We start from the raw sequence: 15518 nt of genomic DNA, 5'->3' as shown, positions 1-15518 counted from the left end.
AAGGTTATCATGCGTACACTCAATCGCCTGTTACTGCTCGGTCTGTTGGCCACCATGCCAGTCGTCACCCTGGCGGCGGAAGACGCCCCATCGGCTGATCCCGATGTGACCATTCGCACGGAAGGCGACAAAACCATCCAGGAGTACCGGCAGAACGGCTTCCTGTATGCGATCAAGGTGACGCCCAAGCACGGCAAGCCTTATTTCCTGGTACGCGCCGATGGCTCCGAAGGTAATTTCATTCGTTCCGACCAGCCGGACATGCTGATTCCGTCCTGGAAGATCTTCGAGTGGTAATCTGAGGCGTATCGTTCTTATCAACCAGGCACTTCCGGGTGGGAGTGCCCGCATGGGCTTCTTTTCATCATGTCAGTCTTCACCCCCGTGACCCGGCCTGAGCTGGAAACCTTTCTGGCGCCATACGAGCTGGGCCGCTTGCTCGACTTCCAGGGCATCGCCGCCGGTACCGAGAACAGCAATTTCTTCGTCAGCCTGGAGCAAGGGGAATTCGTCCTCACACTGATCGAGCGCGGGCCGGCCGAAGACATGCCGTTCTTCATCGAGCTGCTCGACGTGCTGCACGATGCCGACATGCCGGTGCCCTATGCCGTGCGCGACCGCAACGGCAAAGGCCTGCGCGAGCTGTGCGGCAAGCCTGCGCTGCTGCAGCCGCGGCTGTCGGGCAAGCACATCAAGGCGCCGAACAATCAGCATTGCGCCCAGGTGGGTGAGCTGCTGGCGCACATTCACCTGGCTACCCGCGAGCGCATCATCGAACGCCGCACCGACCGCGGCCTGGACTGGATGCTGGCCTCCGGTGCGCAGCTGCTGCCGGGCCTGAGTCAGGCGCAGGCCGCGCTGTTGACGCCGGCACTGGATGAAATCACCGCGCACAAGGCACAGATCCTGGCCTTGCCACGGGCCAACCTGCATGCCGACCTGTTCCGCGACAACGTGATGTTCGAAGGCACGCACCTGACAGGCTTGATCGACTTCTACAACGCCTGCTCGGGCCCGATGCTGTATGACATCGCCATCACCGTGAACGACTGGTGCCTGGACGAGGCCGGCGGCATCGACGTGCCCCGCGCCCAGGCGCTGCTGGCAGCCTATGCAGCGCTGCGCCCGTTCACCGCTGCCGAGGCCGAGCTATGGCCGGTCATGCTGCGCGTAGGTTGCGTGCGATTCTGGCTGTCGCGGCTGATCGCGGCCCAGGCGTTCGCCGGGATGGACGTGATGATCCATGACCCGAGCGAGTTCGAAGTGCGCCTGGCGCAGCGCCAGCAGGTGGCGCTGAGCCTGCCGTTCGCCCTCTGACCTCGCCTGCTTCTTCGCGGGTGAACCCGCTCCCCACAGCGCCAGCCTCGAAATGTGCGCTAGCCCCGTGGGAGCGAGTTTACTCGCGAAAAGGTCTCCATCGATTTACAGCTGTTCCAGGCACCCCGCCAGGTCATTGCCCAGCTTCTCCAGCAACCGCTCATACCCCTTGGCATCCACAGGGTCGTTCCCGCCCAGGGCATCGAGCTCGGCCAACCGCACCGGCAGGCCGGCCGTCAGGGTCTCGGCCAGGCGCGGACGCAGCGGTGGCTCGCTGAACACACAGGTCTTGCCCACTGCCTGCAGGCGTTTGCGCATGGCCGCGACATGCTGTGCGCCCGGCTGCACTTCCGAGGCCACGCTGAACACTCCGGCATGAGCCAGGCCATAGGCCGCCTCGAAGTAGTCGAACGCCTCGTGGAACACGAAGTAGGGCTTGCCCTTGATGCCGGCGACGCGGGCCTGCAAGCGCTGGTCGAGGGCGTCCAGGCGCGCGACGAAGGCCTTGAGGTTGGCCTGGTAGCGGGCGGCATTGGCCGGGTCGGCGGCAGCCATATCGCTGGCCATCTTCGCCGCGATCACCCGTGCATTGGCCGACGCCAGCCACAGGTGCGCATCGAGGCTGCCCGGGCGATGGTCATGGTCATGGTCGTCGTGGTCTTCCTCATGGGCTTCGCCACCTTCGCCGAAGTGACGCAAATGCATGCCTTCGAGCGACTGCACCGCCACGCTTGCTTTGCTGCGACCCGTGAGCACGCGAGGCAGGAAACTTTCCATGTCCGGGCCGATCCAGTACAGCAGGTCGGCCTCGGCGACACGCCGCACATCGGAAGGGCGCAAGGCGTAGTGATGCGGCGAAGCGCCAGGCGGGAGCAATACTTCCGGGCTGCCCATCCCGTCCTGGACCGCCGCGGCGATCTGCTGCAAGGGCTTGATACTGGTCAGCACGCGCACCTCGGCATGGGCCGAGAAGGCGATGAAAGCGACAAAAAGAGCTAGCAATCGGGACACGATGAATACTCGGCGGGCCAGAAAGGAGTAACATAATAACGTCTCCATCCAGAACCGTCGCTGCCCATGTCCATCACGCCGCTGGCCAACCGTCCACACGATCACTCCCACTGCGTCCACAGTGCGTTGGCCGAAGCCGATACCCTGTGCAACCGCCAAGGGCTGCGCCTGACCGCCTTGCGCCGGCGTGTGCTGGAGTTGGTCTGGCAGAGCCACAAACCGCTGGGCGCCTACGATATCCTCGCGGTATTGAGCGAGCAGGACGGCCGCCGCGCCGCACCACCAACCGTGTACCGCGCCCTGGACTTCCTGTTGGAGAATGGCCTGGTACACCGCATCGCCTCGCTCAATGCCTTCATCGGCTGCAGCCACCCCGAGCACGCGCATCAGGGGCAGTTCCTGATCTGCCGCCACTGCCACGTAGCCATCGAGCTGGAGCAGGAGAGCATCAGCGACGCCATCGTCAGCAGCGCCAAGGGCGTGGGCTTCACCGTCGAGACGCAAACCGTCGAGGTGGTCGGCCTGTGTGGCAACTGCCAGGGGCAAGCATGAGCGACGCGCTGATCCGCCTCGAGCAGGTCGGGGTCACCTTCGCCGGCGAGGCGGTGCTCGACAGCATCGACCTGTCGGTAGCCCCGCGCCAGATCGTGACCCTGATCGGCCCCAATGGCGCCGGCAAGACCACGTTGGTACGCGCCGTGCTCGGCCTGCTCAAGCCCCACCGTGGCAAGGTCTGGCGCAAACCCCGGCTGCGCATCGGCTACATGCCGCAGAAAATCCAGGTGGATGCCACCCTACCGCTGTCCGTGCTGCGCTTCCTGCGCCTGGTGCCGGGTGTCGACCGCGCCGCAGCGCTGGCCGCGTTGCAGGAAGTGGGCGCCGAGCAGGTCATCGACAGCCCCATCCAGACCATCTCCGGCGGCGAGATGCAACGCGTGCTGCTGGCCCGTGCACTGCTGCGTGAACCGGAGCTGCTGGTGCTCGACGAACCCGTGCAGGGCGTCGACGTGGCCGGCCAGGCCGAGCTGTACAGCCTGATCACCCGTCTGCGCGACCGCCATGGCTGCGGCGTGCTGATGGTATCCCACGACCTGCACCTGGTGATGAGCACCACCGACCAAGTGGTCTGCCTGAACCGCCATGTGTGCTGTTCGGGCCACCCGGAGCAGGTCAGCGGCGATCCGGCCTTCGTCGAGCTGTTCGGCCAGAACGCCCCGAGCCTGGCCGTCTACCACCATCATCACGATCACCGCCACGACCTGCACGGCTCGGTGATAGCCCCCGGCACCCATGTTCACGGAGAGCACTGCAAGCATGGCTGATTTTCTTCTCTACGCCTTGCTTGCAGGCCTGGCCCTGGCGCTGGTGGCTGGCCCCCTGGGTTCGTTCGTGGTGTGGCGGCGCATGGCCTATTTCGGCGATACCCTGTCCCACGCCGCATTGCTCGGCGTCGCCTTGGGCCTGGCGCTGGACATCAGCCCGGCGCTGGCGGTCACCGTCGGCTGCCTGCTGCTGGCCATCCTGTTGGTCACCCTGCAGCAACGCCAGCCCCTGGCCTCCGACACCCTGCTCGGCATCCTCGCACCCAGTACCCTGTCGCTGGGCCTGGTGGCCCTGAGCTTCATGCGCGATGTACGCATCGACCTGATGGCCTACCTGTTTGGCGACCTTCTGGCCATCAGCCCCACCGACCTGGCCTGGATCCTGGGCGGCAGCGCCTTGGTCCTGCTGCTGCTCGCCGCCCTGTGGCGGCCGTTGCTGGCAGTGACCGTGCATGAGGAGCTGGCGATGGTCGAGGGGCTGCCAGTGACCGGCCTGCGCCTGGCGCTGATGCTGTTGATCGCCGTGGTGATCGCCGTGGCCATGAAGATCGTTGGCGTGCTGCTGATCACCTCGCTGCTGATCATTCCTGCGGCCGCGGCGCAACGTCACGCCCGCTCGCCCGAACAGATGGCCCTGGGTGCCAGCCTGCTGGGCGTCGTCGCGGTCTGCGGCGGCCTGGCCATGTCCTGGTTCAAGGACACCCCGGCCGGCCCGTCGATCGTGGTCTGCGCCGCAGTGCTATTCTTGCTGAGCCTGGCGTTGCCCAAACGCTGAAAATTTCAGGATGGTCACACAGGTACACCTGCAACCTTTTCGTGGGTAAAGGGTCTGTAAGACTTATTTTCGAGCGTGCGCACCTGGGTGTAGACTTGCTCGCTTTTTGCGCAAATAGAGAGTCGCAGGAATGAAGCCGTTCGCCTCCCGTTTTCTGCTTGTTGCCGCGTTTTCCCTGTTCCTGGCAGCCTGTTCCAGTACCCCGACCGAACCGGCCGCACCGGCCCAGGTCGATGCCTGGCAGGCATTGCAACAGAGTATCGCCAGCAACGAGTTGGCCACCGCCGAAGACCAGCTGGCAGCTCTGCAGGCCCAGTCGCCCGGTGATGCGCGCCTGGAGCCCTACCAGCGCCAACTGGCCGAAGCCTACCTGCAGCGCAGCCAGATCGTGTTGCAAAAAGGTGACGTCAATGCCGCCGCCGTCGCACTGGCCCGCGCGCGCGCGCTGATGCCTCAGGCACCGGCGGTCACCGGTGGCGATGCCGTGGCCCAGGCACGCAGGGCCGAGCTGGAGAAAGCAGAAGCTGCGCTGAAGGCGGCCGAGGCCAAGCCCAAGGCCCGCGTGCTCGACCCGAGCGCGCCCAGCACCGTGGTGGCCTTGAAGACCACCGATATTCGCGCCATGCGCCGCCAGCTGGATGACATCGCCGCCGACGTGGTGAACTACCAGTGCGAGGTGGTGTTCCAGGTACCGCGCAAGGACGACGCGCCATGGCTCAAGACCTTGCTGCACAAGCGTGTGCACAAGCTCGATAGCGGGTTCGAGCTCAAGCAGCGGCATGAGATCCAGCGCGCGCTGCCAGCGCAGGTGGTGCTGGTTCCGCATCGGTCCTGACGAATCCGGGGGCGCTTTGCGCCCCATCTGATCCTGCGCACTCTTTGTAGCGGGCTTGTCCCGCGATCAAGGGCGCAGCCCTTGCCAGGCGACGGTGTTATCGGGCCCGGCCTGATCGCGGGTCAAGTCCGCCACAGGGGCTGGGGGTCGCTATGGAAAGCGGGTCGCCTTGGCCTTCATGCGGGAATCGCCTCGGCCATCGCCTCCCGCGCCCATACCCGGTGCTGCTCCAACGCCTTCACGAAGGCATCCACCGCCGCCTGGTCATCGCCCAACAGCAAGCCAGCATCCTCCTTGAGCCCCAGCGCATCCAGCAGCGCCTTGCCATCCCTGGCCAACCCCATGGGCTTGAGGTGCTTGTAGGCCTCGAGCAGGTAATGCTTGGCCAGGCCGCTCTTGCCCAACGCCTCCAACGCCGCCTTGCCAGCCGGCACCCACAGGCCATCCACCATCACCGACGGCATGCCTTCCATCGAGGCATCCACCGGCAACGTCTGGCCCTGGGCGGTGGTGACCGGCGCCGAGGTCGGCCCCAGTACCAGGATGCGCGCACTCTGGGCCTCGAACGCCTTGACCAGCCGATCGACATCCGCACCATCGACACCCTCGGCGACCAGCAAGGCGACCTTACGCCCCTTGATGCCGACACTGCCGGGGTGGTTCATCTGGCTCAGGGCCGGAGACTGCGCCGGCGTTGGCCCCTTGACCTGCACGGTACCGGCCGTGGGTGCGGGCAGGCCCAGGTTGGCGGCCACCGCAGCGGCGAGCTTCAGGTCGATATTGGCCAGGATTTCGTTGACTTCCCGGGCCCGGATGGCCTCGCGCTCCACCTTGCCCAGCTCGAAGCTGTAGGCCTTGATGATGTGCTGTTGCTCGGTAGGGCTCATGCTCTGGAAGAACAGGCGCGCCTGGGAGAAATGGTCGCCGAACGAGTCGCTGCGCTGGCGGATCTTGTGCGCATCGATGCGCTCCTGGTAGCTCTCGAAGCCACCATCACGTGCGGCCGGCGGCGTTTCCTTGGGCCAGCCGCCATCGATGGAATTGGGCTCGTAGGAGGTTCGGCCTTTGTCGATGGTCATGCGGTGCATGGCGTCGCGCTGGCCGCTGTGGTTCGGCACGATCGGCCGGTTGATCGGGATTTCGTGGAAGTTCGGCCCACCGAGGCGGCTGAGCTGGGTGTCGGTATAGGAGAACAACCGGCCCTGCAGCAGCGGGTCGTTGGTGAAGTCGATGCCCGGCACGATGTGGCCCGGGCAGAACGCCACCTGCTCGACTTCGGCGAAGAAGTTGTCCGGATTGCGGTTGAGCACCATCTTGCCCAGCGGCGTCACCGGCACCAGCTCCTCGGGGATGATCTTGGTCGGGTCGAGCAGGTCGAAGTCGAATGCGTGTTCGTCTGCTTCTGGGACGATCTGTACGCCCAGTTCCCACTCGGGGTAGTCGCCGGTCTCGATGGCTTCCCACAGGTCGCGGCGGTGGAAGTCGGGGTCTTTGCCGCCAAGCTTCTGGGCTTCGTCCCAGAGCACCGAATGCACGCCCTGGCGCGGCTTCCAGTGGAACTTGACGAAGGTCGCCTCGCCCTGGGCATTGACCAGGCGGAAGGTGTGCACGCCGAAGCCCTCCATCATCCGCAGGCTGCGGGGGATGGCGCGGTCGGACATCGCCCACATCACCATGTGCGCCGACTCCGGCACCAGCGAGACGAAGTCCCAGAACGTGTCGTGGGCCGAAGCGCCGGTGGGGACCTCATTGTGCGGCTCGGGCTTCACCGCGTGGACGAAATCAGGAAACTTGATCGCGTCCTGGATGAAGAACACCGGCATGTTGTTGCCCACCAGGTCGAAATTGCCTTCGTCGGTGTAGAACTTCACCGCGAAGCCACGCACGTCGCGCACCGTATCGCCTGAGCCGCGCGGCCCTTGTACCGTGGAGAAGCGCACGAATACCGGGGTGATCTTTTCCGGGTCCTGCAGGAACCCGGCCTTGGTCAGCTGCGCATGGCAGCCATAGCTCTGGAAGTAGCCATGGGCGCCGGTCCCGCGGGCATGGACGATGCGTTCGGGTATGCGCTCATGGTCGAAGTGGGTGATCTTCTCGCGCATGATGAAGTCTTCGAGCAGCGAAGGCCCACGCGCACCGGCTTTCAGGGTGTTCTGGTTGTCGGCGATCTTCACCCCCTGGTTGGTGCGCAAGGCCTGGCCGGTGGCGTCGCGGCGTACATCCTCCAGGCTTTGCAGCTTGGCGTTGGTGTTGGCGCGATCGGGGGTGTGGGTGCCCGCGAGTTGGCTTTCCTTGGGCGAATCCGGGGTCTTGCTGGACATGGTCGGCTCTCCTCAGCTGTCTACAGGCGGCCCGTTCGGGCTCGTTCAAGTAGTGACTGGCAGCCGTTCGTGAGCGTTCAATCGGATTACCGGTTGTCGCGTTATGCCCAACGGATTGGTTGAAGTCGAAATAAATGCTAAGAACAACTATGGGAACAGGCTAAAATGCGCGGCCCGGCTTACCGCTGACCCAAATTCCATGCGCCCCACAAGGTTCGCTCAGTGATCGAGTTTCAAAATGTCCACAAAACCTACCGCGTCGGCGGTAGGGATATTCCCGCCCTCAATCCGACCAGCCTGGCCATCGAAAATGGCCAGGTGTTCGGCCTGATCGGGCACTCCGGCGCCGGCAAGAGCACCTTGCTGCGCCTGATCAACCGCCTGGAAGCGCCCACCGGCGGCAAGATCATCGTCGACGGCGAGGACGTCACCGCCTTCGATGCCAACCAGCTGCGCCGCTTCCGCCAGCAGGTCGGGATGATCTTCCAGCACTTCAACCTGCTGGCCTCCAAGACCGTGGCCGACAACGTGGCCCTGCCGTTGACCCTGGCTGGCGAGCTGTCGCGCGCCGAGATCGACAAGCGCGTGGTCGAACTGCTGGCCCGCGTGGGCCTTTCGGACCACGCGAAGAAGTACCCGGCCCAGCTCTCCGGCGGCCAGAAGCAACGCGTCGGCATCGCTCGCGCGCTGTCCACCAACCCCAAGATCCTGCTGTGCGACGAGGCCACCAGCGCGCTCGACCCGCAGACGACCGGGCAGGTCCTGCAGTTGCTGGCCGAGATCAACCGCGAGCTGAAACTGACCATCGTGCTGATCACCCATGAGATGGACGTGATCCGCCGGGTCTGCGACCGCGTGGCGGTGATGGATGCCGGGCAGATCGTCGAGCAAGGCCCGGTGGCCGATGTGTTCCTCCACCCGCAGCACCCGACCACCAAGCGCTTCGTCCAGGAAGACGAACAGATCGACGAAAGCGAGCAGCGCGACGACTTCGCCCATGTGCCGGGCCGCATCGTGCGCCTGACCTTCCAGGGCGACGCCACCTATGCGCCGCTGCTGGGCACCGTGGCTCGCGAAACAGGTGTGGACTACAGCATCCTGGCCGGGCGTATCGACCGCATCAAGGATGTCCCCTATGGGCAGCTCACGCTCGCCGTCACCGGCGGCGACATGGAAGCGGCGTTCGCGCGCTTCAAGGCAGCTGATGTTCATATGGAGGTACTGCGTTGATGGACGCCCTGAATTTCTTCGCCAACGTCGACTGGGCCGAAATCTGGCTGGCCACCATCGACACCATGATCATGCTGTTCGGCTCTCTGTTCTTTACCGTGCTGCTGGGCCTGCCCCTGGGCGTGCTGCTGTTCCTCTGCGGCCCACGGCAGATGTTCGAACAGAAGGGCGTGTACGCGCTGCTGTCGCTGGTGGTGAACATCCTGCGCTCGCTGCCGTTCATCATCCTGCTGATCGTCATGATCCCGATCACCGTGCTTATCACCGGCACCTCGCTCGGTGTCGCCGGTGCCATCCCACCCTTGGTGGTAGGGGCCACGCCGTTCTTCGCGCGGCTGGTGGAAACGGCCCTGCGTGAAGTGGACCGCGGCATCATCGAAGCCACCCAGTCGATGGGCGCCACCACGCGCCAGATCATCATGAGCGCCCTGCTGCCGGAGGCCCGTCCGGGCATCTTTGCGGCCATCACCGTCACCGCCATTACCCTGGTGTCGTACACCGCCATGGCTGGTGTGGTCGGTGCCGGCGGCCTGGGCGACCTGGCCATCCGCTTCGGCTACCAACGCTTCCAGACCGATGTGATGGTGGTCACCGTGGTGCTGCTGCTGATCCTGGTTCAAGTTCTGCAGAGCGTCGGCGACAAACTGGTGGTGCATTTTTCCCGTAAGTAACCCCAATGGGGTCGGCCTGGCCGACCCGTTCGGGGGCCGTCGCGGCCCTCACAAGGAGTGATCAATGAAGAAACTGCTTGCTGTTGTCGCCGCTGTCGCGGCCTTCTCGGCCAACGCCGAATCCCTGACCGTCGCGGCCACCCCGGTACCCCACGCCGAGATCCTCAACTTCGTGAAGCCGCAATTGGCCAAGGAAGGCGTGGAGCTGAAGGTCAAGGAATTCACCGACTACATCCAGCCCAACGTGCAGGTTGCGGAAAAACGCCTGGACGCCAACTTCTTCCAGCACCAGCCGTACCTGGATGAATTCAACAAAGCCAAGGGCACCGAGCTGGTGAGCGTCACCGGCGTGCACCTGGAGCCCCTGGGCGCCTACTCCAGCAAGATCAAGAAGCTCGACGAGCTGCCGTCCGGCGCCACCGTGGTCATCCCCAACGACGCCACCAACGGCGGCCGTGCCCTGTTGCTGCTGGACAAGGCCGGCGTGATCAAGCTCAAGGACAACAAGAACATCCTGTCGACCGTGAAAGACATCACCAGTAACGACAAGAATCTGAAGTTCCGCGAGCTGGAAGCGGCCACCATCCCGCGCGTACTGACCCAGGTCGACCTGGCGCTGATCAACACCAACTATGCGCTGGAAGCCAAGCTGAACCCGGAAAAAGACGCCCTGGTCATTGAAGGCAGCGACTCGCCGTACGTGAACATCCTGGTGGCCCGCCCGGACAACAAGGATTCCGCCGCCATGAAGAAACTGGCCGATGCCCTGCACTCGCCCGAGGTGAAGCAGTTCATCACCGAGAAGTACAAAGGTGCGGTGATCCCGGCGTTCTGAGCCGCTATCCAGAGGGGCCGCCTTGCGGCCCCATCGCGGGGCAAGCCCGCTCCTACAGGTTTGCCATCGCTCTTGATGGGAAATTCTATGGTGCTGGACTAACTCAAATTGCCTTCGGTTGGTTTTCCCAGCCGTGCAAATACGGCCCAGACTCCGCTTACTTCGTGGGAGCTGGCGGAGCCTGCGATGGGCCGCAAAGCGGCCCCATAAGTCTGGAGGGGCTCCACCGTTTGAGAGCTTGGGGCTGCTTTGCAGCCCATCGCAGGCTGTCGCCAGCTCCCACCGAGATTGCGCCCCTCTCAAGGCTTGCAAAATCCCTGTGTGCGGCTTTGCGCGGCGATGGCCTGCGCAGCAGGCCCGTCAAGAAGTATCCAGAGAGGCTGGCTAACTCTGCCCATCAGTAGGGCCCGTTGGCGCTTCGAACGCTTGTAGCGCCTCTCGCGCCGCCCCTGCTTCCAGATAGCGCTCGACCAGCGCAGCCAATTCCCCGGCCTTCAGGCCTTTCCCGCCGATACTCCAGCGGCCCAGCGCCAGGCTGACCCACCGTGTCTTGGCATCGAGCCTGGCATCCGGCTCCCAGAAGCGCCGCTTGTTGAATAGCGGCAGCGGTGCGTCGTCTGCCAACTTGAGCCCCACCGACAGCCGGGGCGAGACTTTGATCATGTACTGGTCGAACCGATGCAACGGGATCGGCTCCGGGGTATTGGCGAACCGCACGGAGTGTGGCGTGAAGATCATCGCCGGGGTGGCCGCGCGCCGGACCATGCGCCAGCCCTGCACACCGGCCCACAGGCCTACGGCAACGATAAAGAGTGCCGAGAAGCTCAGGAACGAGACCAGCCCTGGCTTGCCTCCTTGAACGTGCGACCCGAAGCGCACCCACAGCGCCGCGCCCAGGCAGGCAATGCCCACGGCCACCAGGAACCGGCCGCGCCACTGCGCACCTTCGTGGAGCATACAGTCACCTGTAACAGCCTCGGCGCGGGTCAGCAGATACTCATGCACCTCGTTGCGCTGCTCCAGCAGGCGGCTGCCGATCGCGGCCCCCAACGCCCGCGACAGGGCGTTCAGGTCGGGCACTTGCTCGGCAAGCCAGGCCAGCGCTTGCGCCGGCACGACCGGGCGCAGGGCCTCGCCGCCACGGGCGTTTTCGACAGACAGGCCCAGCGCCAGAATGCGCTGACGGGTGGGCGGGTGGCTGTCGCTGGGGTGGGCCAATTCATCAGCCAGCTCGTCGTCCGACAGGCAAATATCTTGGGTGGCCAGATATTCGAGCGTGGCAGCAAGCAGGTCCTCGGGCCACGCCTGGGGCTTCATGCACAGCTCGGCCTGGTGCTGCTCGATCAACGGCTCCAGCGCGCTGATACGCACCAATGAGTCCACCACGGCTTGCGGGCCACCGACCCGAGCGCCTGCGGCATCGGCCTGCAGCTCGCGTTTACGGCTCCAGTGGCTGACAGCAAAGTCGAAACGCTGCATGAAATGCACCGCCAATGCATACGCGGGCAGTGTCAGCAGGCCCTGCAGCATACCAGCCTCCATGTGCCCCCCGACAACGCCGATATTGCGCCCAGCGCCTTGATAGATGGGCATGAAGCGCATGCTGTACTCGGTATCCTCGCCCGAGAAATGCGCCAGTTCGTGGGCGATCACCGCATCGCTTTCACTGCGACTGAGTACCGCGAGCAAAGGCAACGGCAGGTACAAGGTACGCCCCTGCAGGCGTCGCTCGCCGGGGTACAGAAGCACATCGCTGGAAGTCACATAGAACCCGTCGAGGAAGCCGACCACGATATTGTCCGGCTCCAGTGCATCCAACTGCTTGGCCAGGCCCCGCACCCGGGCCCACAACGCCGGGGCCTGTTGCTCGGCGAGCTCGCCGCCGTAGATGTCATGGGGCTCGGTCTTGAACAGCTGCAGCATGTCTTTCAACTGGCCAGGCAGGCGATACAACGGCCAGAGCATCGCCAGCATCAGGAGCCCCACCAGCAACTGCAGCTTGATCACACCGGCCGACGTCGGCTGCAAGGCAAACAGCCACAGCGCCTCATAACCGATCTCCAATACGACCGTCAGCGTCAGCAGCAGGATACAAGCGACCAGCACCACCGGCAGCACCTGGCTGAGCGTGAAGAAAAGCCGCACCAGGCGGTCCCTGGACTGCAGCGCGGCCTTGCCGGCCCAGTGGAAGGCCAGCAGCGACGCTATCCCCAGCAGTATCAGCAGGATCGAAAAGCGCAGGGAGAAATGCGGCAACCAGGTGCCGACCTTCGCGAAGCCCAGCTCACGCTCGACGTACCCGAGCCAATTGACGGCCAGGCTGTGGGCGACGTAGGGCTCATGGGACTTGCCGTTGAATTCGACGAGGCGCCTGTCGTTTACCGTTTCCATGTACGTCACATCGGCGATGAAGCCATGCAACTTTGCCTGCTCTTCCAGCAGCAGGCTGCGGTGGGCGTCGGCACGCTGGCCTTGCCAGATGGCCATGGCCATCAGCAGCAATGGCAGCAAGACCAGGCGCCAGGCCAAGGTGCGTTTGTCACGCGACGTCATGTAGGGCACTCCATGCCAGTTGGACGGGTGGTTATCCTAACCGACCCGCGGATGTCAGTCCTGCTTGAGCAGCCCTGGCAGTTGCGCCACTAGTTTCTGATTGTTAACCGGCGCACGAATGAACCCACGCTGGCGCCCATCCGGCCCGACGATCGCCAGGTTGCCGCTGTGATCCACGGTGTACCCAGGCTTGCTGGTATCGGCCGGGATGAACGGAATGCTCAAGGCGTTGGCCAGCGCCTGGGTATCCTCGATCGACCCCGTCACCCCGACGAAATCCTTGTCGAAATATCCCAGGTACTGCTTGAGCTGGTTCGGCGTGTCCCGGTTCGGGTCGACGCTCACCAGCACCACCCGCAGACGGTCGACCGCCTCCTTGGGCAGCTCGCTCTTCACCTGACGCAGCTGGGCCAGGGTGGTCGGGCAGATGTCCGGGCAGTAGGTGTAGCCGAAGAACAGTAGCGACCATTTGCCCTTGAGCGCGTCCAGCGCCACCGGCTGGCCGTCCTGGTCGGTCATCTTCACGTCCGGCACGGTACGGCTCTGCGGCAGGAGAATGATGCCGGCATCGATCAACTCGGCCGGGTTCGCCTGGCCGCGGTCGTTGAGTACCTTGTTGACGGTCAGCCCAAGGATCAGGGCGACCACGGCGACGAGGATAAAGACGGTTTTCTGGGTTCGGGTCATAGGCTCGGCAACAGGTAGTGGTCCAAGAGCAGCGCGATGAACAGCAGGAACAGGTACCCGATGGAGTACTTGAAGGTGCCGATCGCAGCGTGCGGCTGGGTACCACGGTACAACACCCAGGCCCAACGGACAAAGCGCAGGCCAAGCGCCAGGGCACAGGCCAGGTACAGCAGGCCGCTCATGTGGATGACGAAGGGCAGCAGGCTCACCGCCAGCAGCACGAAGGCATAGAGCAGGATATGCAGCTTGGTGTAGCGCTCGCCATGGGTGACCGGCAGCATGGGGATATCCGCCTTGGCGTATTCTTCCTTGCGGTGGATGGCCAAGGCCCAGAAATGCGGCGGCGTCCAGGCGAAGATGATCAGCACCAGCAGCAGCGGCTCGGCGCTGACGTGCCCACTGACGGCCACCCAGCCCAACAAGGGAGGCGTCGCGCCTGCCAGGCCGCCGATGACGATGTTCTGCGGCGTGGCCCGCTTGAGAAAGCCCGTGTAGATCACGGCGTAGCCGACTAGCGAGCCCAGCGTCAGCCAAGCGGTCAGGGCATTGGTGAACACCAGCAGCAACGCCATGCCCAGCAGCGCCAGGACCAGGGCGAAGGCCAAGGCGGGCATGGGCGCAACCCGGCCTTCGGCCAGCGGGCGCTTGTGGGTGCGGGCCATCAGTGCATCGATGCGCCGGTCCACTACATGGTTGACCGCCGCGGCACCGCCGGCGCACAGCGCGATGCCGAGGTTGCCGAACACCAGCACGGTCCAGGGCACGCCGGCGCGGGTGGCGAGGAACATGCCCACCAGGGACGTGATCAGCATCAGCACCACCACCTTCGGCTTGGTCAGCTCCAGGTAGTCGCGCCAGCTGGCCTGTCGCCAGCCTTGATCTAGAAGCGTCGGCACGACTCATGCCTCATCTGTGGAGTGATCGCCACGCCAGCCACCGGTGTCAAGCGCCAGCCATGGCCCACGCGGACCTTGTCGACCACGCGGATGCGGTAGTTGACCAGCACCATGCATAGCAGCAGCAGGGCGCCACCGGCGTTGTGCGCCACCGCAACGCCCAGGGGCAGGTGCAGCAGTATGTTGCTGATGCCCAGGCCCACCTGCACAGCCAGCGCCAGCAACACCAGGCGCGCCAGCGCGGTAAGGCCATTGCGATGCAGTTTCCAGCTGAGCATCAACAGTACCGCGACCACCATCAGGGCACCGAGGCGGTGGCTGATGTGAATGGCCGTACGCGCATCGCTGTCCAGCTGCCCGCCCAGGTAGTTGGGCCCTACGTGCTGGGTCAGGTGGAAACCGTTGCTGAAATCCGCCGCTGGCCACCACTGGCCATGGCAGGTAGGCAGGTCGATGCAGGCCACCGCCGCGTAGTTGGCGCTGACCCAGCCCCCCAGGGCGATCTGCCCGATCACCACCAGCAAGGCCAGCGCCGCGATCCGACGCAGGCTCAAGGGCAGCTTGGGCAATGGCGCAAAGGCCCGGGACAGGCGCAGCGACAACAGGAACAACAAACTCAGCGTGGTAAAGCCCCCCAGCAGATGGGCCGTGACCACCTGGGGCCAGAGCTTGAGCGTGACCGTCCACATGCCGAACGCCGCCTGGGCGAGCACCACCCCGAGCAACAGCAGCGGCAAGCGATAGGGCTGACCATCGCGGGCATGGCGGCGCACGGCCTGGAGCGCCAGCAGTGCAATCACCGCCGCCAGGGTGCCAGCGAAATAGCGATGGACCATCTCTGCCCAGCCCTTGGCCTGCTCAACCGGATGGTCCGGGAAGCGCAGTTCGGCATGGGCAAGCTGCGCTTCGGTCTTGGGCACCCCGATGAAACCGTAGCAACCCGGCCAGTCCGGGCAGCCGAGGCCGGCGTGGGTGAGGCGAGTATAGGCACCGAGCAGGACGACCAGCAGTGCCAGCAGGGTGGCGAACACAGCGAGGCGGTATCCGGGTCTGGCCATGGGGGCC

Annotated in this window: 15 protein-coding genes; 9 read left to right on the top strand and 6 right to left on the bottom strand. The window is 64.7% G+C overall.

From position 1 onward, the window contains the following. The first annotated feature begins 9 nt into the window (after positions 1-9). Together K8374_RS00395 and K8374_RS00390 are read left to right on the top strand one after the other, a co-directional pair. On the top strand, positions 10-297 hold the full coding sequence (locus K8374_RS00395; protein ID WP_043207720.1) for a DUF2782 domain-containing protein: 288 nt from the start codon (positions 10-12) through the stop codon (positions 295-297). Positions 298-366: 69 nt separating this feature from the next. After that, a complete protein-coding gene (locus tag K8374_RS00390) occupies positions 367-1317 on the top strand; it encodes a homoserine kinase (RefSeq protein WP_224457537.1) in 951 nt (316 codons plus the stop codon). 105 nt (positions 1318-1422) lie between these two features. Here the strand turns inward: K8374_RS00390 and K8374_RS00385 are convergent, their stop codons facing one another. After that, positions 1423-2376, bottom strand: coding sequence for a zinc ABC transporter substrate-binding protein (locus K8374_RS00385; protein WP_224457536.1), 954 nt, complete (start codon positions 2374-2376; stop codon positions 1423-1425). An 18-nt stretch (positions 2377-2394) separates the two neighbouring features. Here K8374_RS00385 and zur point away from each other — a divergent pair, with 18 nt between their 5' ends. The 4 genes from zur (at position 2395) to K8374_RS00365 (ending at position 5260) form a co-directional block, all read left to right on the top strand. Continuing rightward, positions 2395-2880, top strand: coding sequence for a zinc uptake transcriptional repressor Zur (zur, locus tag K8374_RS00380; RefSeq protein WP_224457535.1), 486 nt, complete (start codon positions 2395-2397; stop codon positions 2878-2880). After that, on the top strand, positions 2877-3650 hold the full coding sequence (gene znuC, locus K8374_RS00375) for a zinc ABC transporter ATP-binding protein ZnuC (RefSeq protein WP_084855185.1): 774 nt from the start codon (positions 2877-2879) through the stop codon (positions 3648-3650). Before zur ends, znuC begins: the two co-directional genes overlap by 4 nt. Next, positions 3643-4425, top strand: coding sequence for a zinc ABC transporter permease subunit ZnuB (gene znuB, locus K8374_RS00370; RefSeq protein ID WP_084855186.1), 783 nt, complete (start codon positions 3643-3645; stop codon positions 4423-4425). The genes znuC and znuB overlap by 8 nt, the downstream gene beginning before the upstream one ends. 130 nt (positions 4426-4555) lie before the next feature. Further along, complete coding sequence (locus tag K8374_RS00365) at positions 4556-5260, top strand: PA5502 family lipoprotein (protein WP_224457534.1); 705 nt, start codon at positions 4556-4558, stop codon at positions 5258-5260. Positions 5261-5436: 176 nt separating this feature from the next. Here K8374_RS00365 and katE read toward each other — a convergent pair whose 3' ends face one another. Beyond that, positions 5437-7581, bottom strand: coding sequence for a catalase HPII (gene katE, locus K8374_RS00360; RefSeq protein WP_224457533.1), 2145 nt, complete (start codon positions 7579-7581; stop codon positions 5437-5439). 222 nt (positions 7582-7803) lie between these two features. On the opposite strand from katE, the gene K8374_RS00355 reads away from it, so the two are divergent. From K8374_RS00355 to K8374_RS00345, 3 genes are all read left to right on the top strand, one after another. Beyond that, complete coding sequence (locus tag K8374_RS00355; protein WP_224457532.1) at positions 7804-8811, top strand: methionine ABC transporter ATP-binding protein; 1008 nt, start codon at positions 7804-7806, stop codon at positions 8809-8811. Then, positions 8811-9482, top strand: a complete 672-nt coding sequence (locus K8374_RS00350; RefSeq protein WP_084855190.1) for a methionine ABC transporter permease — start codon at positions 8811-8813, stop codon at positions 9480-9482. Before K8374_RS00355 ends, K8374_RS00350 begins: the two co-directional genes overlap by 1 nt. 64 nt (positions 9483-9546) lie before the next feature. Next, positions 9547-10317 carry a MetQ/NlpA family ABC transporter substrate-binding protein gene (locus tag K8374_RS00345; RefSeq protein ID WP_224457531.1) on the top strand — a complete coding sequence of 257 codons (771 nt, stop codon included), beginning with the start codon at positions 9547-9549 and terminating at the stop codon, positions 10315-10317. Between the two features lie 384 nt (positions 10318-10701). On the opposite strand, the gene K8374_RS00340 is transcribed toward K8374_RS00345, so the two are convergent. Genes K8374_RS00340 through K8374_RS00325 form a run of 4 tightly spaced genes read right to left on the bottom strand, consistent with a single transcriptional unit; the run spans position 10702 to position 15511 of the window. Further along, entirely contained in the window at positions 10702-12870 is a 2169-nt protein-coding gene (locus tag K8374_RS00340) for a M48 family metallopeptidase (protein ID WP_224457530.1), read from the bottom strand. 54 nt (positions 12871-12924) lie between these two features. Then, positions 12925-13557 (bottom strand): SCO family protein, encoded by a 633-nt coding sequence (locus K8374_RS00335; RefSeq protein ID WP_224457529.1) that lies wholly within the window; start codon positions 13555-13557, stop codon positions 12925-12927. Further along, a complete protein-coding gene (gene cyoE, locus K8374_RS00330; protein ID WP_224457528.1) occupies positions 13554-14453 on the bottom strand; it encodes a heme o synthase in 900 nt (299 codons plus the stop codon). The genes K8374_RS00335 and cyoE overlap by 4 nt, the downstream gene beginning before the upstream one ends. Next, positions 14438-15511 (bottom strand): COX15/CtaA family protein, encoded by a 1074-nt coding sequence (locus K8374_RS00325; RefSeq protein ID WP_224457527.1) that lies wholly within the window; start codon positions 15509-15511, stop codon positions 14438-14440. The genes cyoE and K8374_RS00325 overlap by 16 nt, the downstream gene beginning before the upstream one ends. Between the last annotated feature and the right edge of the window lie 7 nt (positions 15512-15518).

This window comes from Pseudomonas sp. p1(2021b) (assembly GCF_020151015.1).
Lineage (GTDB): Bacteria > Pseudomonadota > Gammaproteobacteria > Pseudomonadales > Pseudomonadaceae > Aquipseudomonas > Aquipseudomonas putida_K.
Note: the sequence above shows the minus strand (reverse complement) of the source record. Positions and strands in the feature narration are given on the sequence as shown.

Coding starts and splice junctions, on each gene's coding strand:
- K8374_RS00335 (WP_224457529.1), bottom strand. CDS start 13,557: ATGACCCGAACCCAGAAAACCGTCTTTATCCTCGTCGCCGTGGTCGCC.
- K8374_RS00365 (WP_224457534.1), top strand. CDS start 4,556: ATGAAGCCGTTCGCCTCCCGTTTTCTGCTTGTTGCCGCGTTTTCCCTG.
- K8374_RS00395 (WP_043207720.1), top strand. CDS start 10: ATGCGTACACTCAATCGCCTGTTACTGCTCGGTCTGTTGGCCACCATG.
- K8374_RS00325 (WP_224457527.1), bottom strand. CDS start 15,511: ATGGCCAGACCCGGATACCGCCTCGCTGTGTTCGCCACCCTGCTGGCA.
- K8374_RS00345 (WP_224457531.1), top strand. CDS start 9,547: ATGAAGAAACTGCTTGCTGTTGTCGCCGCTGTCGCGGCCTTCTCGGCC.
- K8374_RS00350 (WP_084855190.1), top strand. CDS start 8,811: ATGGACGCCCTGAATTTCTTCGCCAACGTCGACTGGGCCGAAATCTGG.
- K8374_RS00385 (WP_224457536.1), bottom strand. CDS start 2,376: ATGGAGACGTTATTATGTTACTCCTTTCTGGCCCGCCGAGTATTCATC.
- K8374_RS00390 (WP_224457537.1), top strand. CDS start 367: ATGTCAGTCTTCACCCCCGTGACCCGGCCTGAGCTGGAAACCTTTCTG.
- znuC (WP_084855185.1), top strand. CDS start 2,877: ATGAGCGACGCGCTGATCCGCCTCGAGCAGGTCGGGGTCACCTTCGCC.
- katE (WP_224457533.1), bottom strand. CDS start 7,581: ATGTCCAGCAAGACCCCGGATTCGCCCAAGGAAAGCCAACTCGCGGGC.
- znuB (WP_084855186.1), top strand. CDS start 3,643: ATGGCTGATTTTCTTCTCTACGCCTTGCTTGCAGGCCTGGCCCTGGCG.
- K8374_RS00340 (WP_224457530.1), bottom strand. CDS start 12,870: ATGACGTCGCGTGACAAACGCACCTTGGCCTGGCGCCTGGTCTTGCTG.
- zur (WP_224457535.1), top strand. CDS start 2,395: ATGTCCATCACGCCGCTGGCCAACCGTCCACACGATCACTCCCACTGC.